We start from the raw sequence: 5,180 nt of genomic DNA, 5'->3' as shown, positions 1-5,180 counted from the left end.
TCTGGTTGAATAGTTAAATAATTAGGCAAGAGATAGGATAAAGAATCACAAAGATTTAGTAGTTATGACGATTGGAGAATTTTTTTATGTCCAATTCCCTCGGATTTGATATCATCTCCCCATCTCCCCATCTCCCCACACTCCCTACACCTGCCACACTGCACACATAGTAAGCTACTGCACGCCCTCAATAGGAGCAAAACCTTGCCGTTGCACATTCTCAGTTATCGTGCGTGGTTCCAAAAATTGCAATAGATAATCAGGTCCTCCAGCTTTCGATCCAACACCAGACAACTTAAACCCACCAAATGGTTGCCGGGAAACGATCGCTCCTGTAATTCCACGATTAATATACAAATTCCCCACTTCAAATTCTGCTTTTGCCTGTTCGATATGAGAAGGAGTACGAGAATATAACCCACCAGTCAAAGCAAAATTCGTACCATTAGCAATTTCCAATGCCTCTGAAAAACTCTGCGCTTTCATCACCGCCAACACCGGACCAAATATTTCCTCTTGGGCAATAGTTGCTGTGGGTGACACATCCTTAAATACCACCGGACCAACAAAATAACCATCATCTGGCGCTGCCATCTCAAGAGCAACTTCAGCCTCCTGCTTGCCTTGCTCAATATATTCCTTAATCCGCTTTTGCGCCTTGGCATCAATTACCGGACCAACTTGTGTACTTGGTTTCTCCGCATCTCCGATATTAAGCGATCGCGTAGCCTCCACCAAACGACTCACAAAAGCTTCATAAATTGGTGCCAAAACCACAACCCGCGAACAAGCAGAACATTTTTGTCCGCTATAACCAAAAGCAGAATACACCACACCAGCAACTGCTTGGTCTAAGTCTGCACTCTCATCAACAATAATCGCATTCTTACCACCCATCTCAGCAATAACCCGCTTCAGGTGTTTTTGTCCTGGTCGCAAAATTGCCGCCTCTGCATAAATTTGACAACCGACTTCCTGAGAACCAGTAAAAGTAATACTATTAACATCTGGATGTTTCACCATAAAGTCACCCACTGTCGAACCTTTTCCTGGTACAAATTGAAATACTCCCTTGGGAAAACCAGCTTCTACTAATATTTCAGCAATCTTGGAAGCAATAACTGATGAAACTTCTGCTGGTTTCAACAAAGTACAGTTTCCAGTCACCAAAGATGAAACAGTCATTCCTGTAGGAATAGCTAGAGGAAAATTCCAAGGCGAAATTACCAAAGAAATACCACGAGGTTGATAATAATAACGGTCAGTTTCTCCAGCGACATCATATTTATAACCTTGGTCTAACCTTTCCATTTCATCAGCATAGTAGCGACAAAAATCAATTGCCTCAGAAACTTCCGCATTACATTGGTTGAGGGGTTTCCCAACTTCTAATACCATCCATGCTGAAAGTTCGTGACGGCGTTTTTCCATTAGGTCGGCCGCTTTTCGTAATATCCCCGCTCGCTCTGTAACAGGTGTTTTCCGCCAACTAGGAAATGCTGCTTTAGCTGCTTGAATTGCTTGCTCTGCTTGTTCTACAGATATTAAACCAATTTTCCCGACTACCTCTTTCAGGTTTGATGGGTTAACGGAATCTACTATTTGCTCGGTCTGTATGTATTCGCCGTCGATCAGTGGGAGATATGTTTGTCCCAACTTTAGTCGTACTTGAGCAATAGCATTATAAGCTTGTTCTCGTTGAGCAGCATCAGCATAGTCGCTATCAGCAGCATTGGGAAAAACAGGTTTAACAATATCGTGAATTGTTGTTTTGCTGTTAATAGTGGGAGGCGCTAACAATTCTTCAACAGGAACATTTTCTGAACTTTGTCTAAGGAATGAACTGTTAGCTGTATTTTCCAGGAGACGACGAATTAAATATGCCATTCCTGGCAGTAGATCGCCATAGGGACAGTAAACTCTGATGCGATAATCTTTGTCCACTAATGCTTGAGCTATTTGGTCGCCCATACCGTAGAGAACTTGCATCTCGAAGCAACGTCTAGGTACTTTTAGAGCTTCAGCGATGGCGATCGCTCTTGCCTGAGAACGAACGTTATGACTACCAATAGCTGAATAGATATATTGATGATTTTCTAACATCATCTGAGTCAGCTTTTCAAAATTGGCATCGGTTTCTGGTTTATCGTTGAAAACAGGTTGTGGCCAGTCGTGTTGTAAAGCTGTGATGCTTTCTTGGTCCCAATATGCACCTTTAACCAGTCGAACGGTAACAGGATAACCCCGGAGTTTTGCCCAGTCAATGATTCCTTGCAAGTCTTTTTCGCTATCCCGTAGATATGCTTGGATAGTAACGCCGATGTCAGTGCGCTTGCGGAATTCTTCCTCCATCAACAGTTCTTTGAGAATAGCTATAGTTAGGTCTTTGTAGCTATATTGTTCCATGTCAAAGTGAACTGCTACACCTAGTTCTTTTGCACGTCGGAGTAGGGTACGGACGCGTCCGCTCACCCGTTCCTGACTGCCTTTAGCATCTAGGGGGTCAAACTGGGAATAAAATGCTGTAAGTTTTACTGATACCTGTACTCGTGGTAGTTGTTCGCCTTCTACTTCGTCTATCTGGGGTACTGACGACCAGTTTTTAGCTGCTTGAGAGAGCTGAGTCATCAGTTCTAGATAACGGTCTAAATATGATTTTGCTTCAGTTTCAGTAATTACTGCTTCTCCTAGTAAGTCTACGGTGAAGCACATTTTTTCTTTCCGTAGTTTTTCTAGGGTTTTGATTATTTGTTTGATGTTTTCCCCGGCAATGTATTTATGGGCGAGAGTTTCGACTGCGGGCGCAACAGTGGTAGCTGCCAGTTGACCGGGAACTGAGTCTGGGTTGGCAAAGTTGAGGAGTTTTTTGAGAGCTTCTGGTAGTTCGACTTCTTGAGTAGTCAGATATTCTTGGAGGTGAGCAGCTATTTCTGGTTTACTGTGTAATGCTGGCAAACAGTCAATAAAGCGAAATAGTTGTACTCGCAAACCAGGGTTCGCCATTGCCCAGTCTAGGAGTTTATCATCCCACCGCATTTGATTTTGCAGTTTGCCTAGCCAGGAACTGTTTTTTTCTTGAGTTGCTGCTAGGAGTTGTTTTGCTATTTCTTGGGTTTGAGTTTCGTAGTTGCTATTAGGTATTTGTGCGACCATTTTTTTGACAATGTGTGGTTGAATCAATTGAGTAAGTGTATCGGATTATAGCCATTTTCACAAAGTTAGACTACAAAATTTCTGCCTTCTGCCTCCTGCCTTCTGACTTTCAGCCAAAAATATCTGTATTCTATGTTAATGAAAACTGCTATAATTTCGGTATTTATCACTAAAATTTCTTTGAAGTTAGTGTTTTTATGAGCCTGTTTCCGTTACTTTATACTTATCTAAATATTATCATTTAATCTGACAATATATTTGGCGTTGCATAGTGACGAATGATTTTAGATTTTTGATGAACAGGATTTTGGATTAATCAATTGCTAGAATGATTGATATTAGGTTCTTTTTAGTCAAAGTCTAAACTAATTTTTGGCAATATCATTCCATAATGTGCAACCCTATATATTTTGTAGAGAAGGTTTCTTGAAAAATAATTATTTATGTTAAATTTTACCAGTTTTATTGTTCTTAATTGACCAGTTAATAACACTTGATGATTAGTCACATCAAATCTGGATTTTTCATTGAGAATGAGCCTCTCCTCAAAGCAGAAATAATATCAAATCCGGTTGAATACTTATTATTATAGTTGGGAGAGATAAGGAGGTGGGGAGATGGTCCGATTTAATATTGAAGTATGGATAGAATTATAAACATATACTGTATAACCGGATTCTATATAACTTAAGAATAACAAAGCCAAACCGAAGTTAGTTTGGCGAATCAATCTTGAATAAGTAATCAGTAAAGGCCAAGAACCATTCGCTACTGAATTCAATCCGTTTGCCCAACGTCTACGTTAGGATCAGTCTATTCAAAGGCGGCACCCAGATTCGAACTGGGGGATGAGGATTTTGCAGACCCTTGCCTTACCACTTGGCCATGCCGCCATTATTACCTTTAATTATTATAATACACCATCCACAAATATATGGCAAGTTCAAGGATAAATGTGATCTACATCACTTAAATTGATGTTTTGAATTGCACTGTGGACAAATATTTGAAGCTATTTTAATAATTTAAGGCTCTGATAGCAGTATCAGGAAAGGTTAGGACAGATAAAAGGTTAAAACTTAAAACTTAGGCAACCTAAGATTTTTCCTCCTTGCTTCTTCCTTACTGCTGTATCACTTATCACAAAATTTCCTCAGTAACAATGATTTTCCAACCTTCTGTGCTTGTTGCTCAAATCACCGATACCCATCTATTTGCAGACTCTATTCAGGGAAAAATGTATGGAGTTCCCACGGAAAGATCTTTTGTGAAAGTCTTGGAGAAACTCAAACAGTTGCAACCTCAACCAGATGTACTACTACTTACTGGAGACCTTTCCCAAGATGAAACTTCTCAATCATATCAACGTTTAGCATCTTTACTGAGTCCTCTGAACATTCCTACTTACTGGATAGCAGGAAACCACGATAATTTACCCACAATGGAACGGGTATTAAGTTCTGCTCCTATTTCTGCGAAAAAATCTTTTGAAATGGGTGGATGGAACTTTTTTTTACTAAATACCAATGTGCCTGGATGTGTTTATGGTGAAATTTCTCCAGAAAGTTTAGAGTGGTTAGAATATAACATTAAAATGACTGGAAATAAACCAGTTTTAATTGCTTTGCATCATCCTCCTGTAAAAATTAATTCCGAATGGATGGATAAAATTCTTCTGCATAACCCAGAAAATTTCTTAAGTATAATTAATCGTTATCCACAAGTAAAAATTGTTTTGTCTGGTCATATTCATCAAGAATTTGCCAAGGAAATAAATGGTATTCATTATTTATCAACTCCTTCTACTTGTATTCAATTTGAACCAGGAAATTATAAATTTTTTCTAGATAAACAACCACCTGGATTACGATTACTTACCTTATATCCTGATGGAAATTATACTACCAAAATTGAAAGGATTAACTATATTTATGAATGTGATATGGCAGCTAGTGGATATTAGATATCTCCAGAAAAGAGGGAATAGGGAACCCACCCCTCGCCCCTCCTGGGAGGGGGAGGGGCGA

General features: G+C 39.6%; 2 protein-coding genes and 1 tRNA gene. 1 reads left to right on the top strand and 2 read right to left on the bottom strand.

Annotated elements, in window-relative coordinates:
* Positions 1 to 174: 174 nt before the first annotated feature.
* Positions 175 to 3,153, bottom strand: coding sequence for an L-glutamate gamma-semialdehyde dehydrogenase (pruA, locus tag F6K13_RS17190; RefSeq protein WP_124155047.1), 2,979 nt, complete (start codon positions 3,151 to 3,153; stop codon positions 175 to 177).
* An 821-nt stretch (positions 3,154 to 3,974) separates the two neighbouring features.
* Positions 3,975 to 4,046 (bottom strand) — tRNA-Cys (locus tag F6K13_RS17185).
* 269 nt (positions 4,047 to 4,315) lie between these two features.
* On the opposite strand from F6K13_RS17185, the gene cpdA reads away from it, so the two are divergent.
* Entirely contained in the window at positions 4,316 to 5,116 is an 801-nt protein-coding gene (gene cpdA / locus F6K13_RS17180) for a 3',5'-cyclic-AMP phosphodiesterase (protein ID WP_124145903.1), read from the top strand.
* Positions 5,117 to 5,180 lie beyond the last annotated feature (64 nt).

This window comes from Okeania sp. SIO2B9 (assembly GCF_010672505.1).
GTDB lineage: Bacteria > Cyanobacteriota > Cyanobacteriia > Cyanobacteriales > Microcoleaceae > Okeania > Okeania hirsuta.
Note: the sequence above shows the minus strand (reverse complement) of the source record. Positions and strands in the feature narration are given on the sequence as shown.

What these genes read in the sequence shown, in the direction of transcription:
- pruA (WP_124155047.1), bottom strand. Translation starts at nt 3,153, where the DNA reads ATGGTCGCACAAATACCTAATAGCAACTACGAAACTCAAACCCAAGAA.
- cpdA (WP_124145903.1), top strand. Translation starts at nt 4,316, where the DNA reads ATGATTTTCCAACCTTCTGTGCTTGTTGCTCAAATCACCGATACCCAT.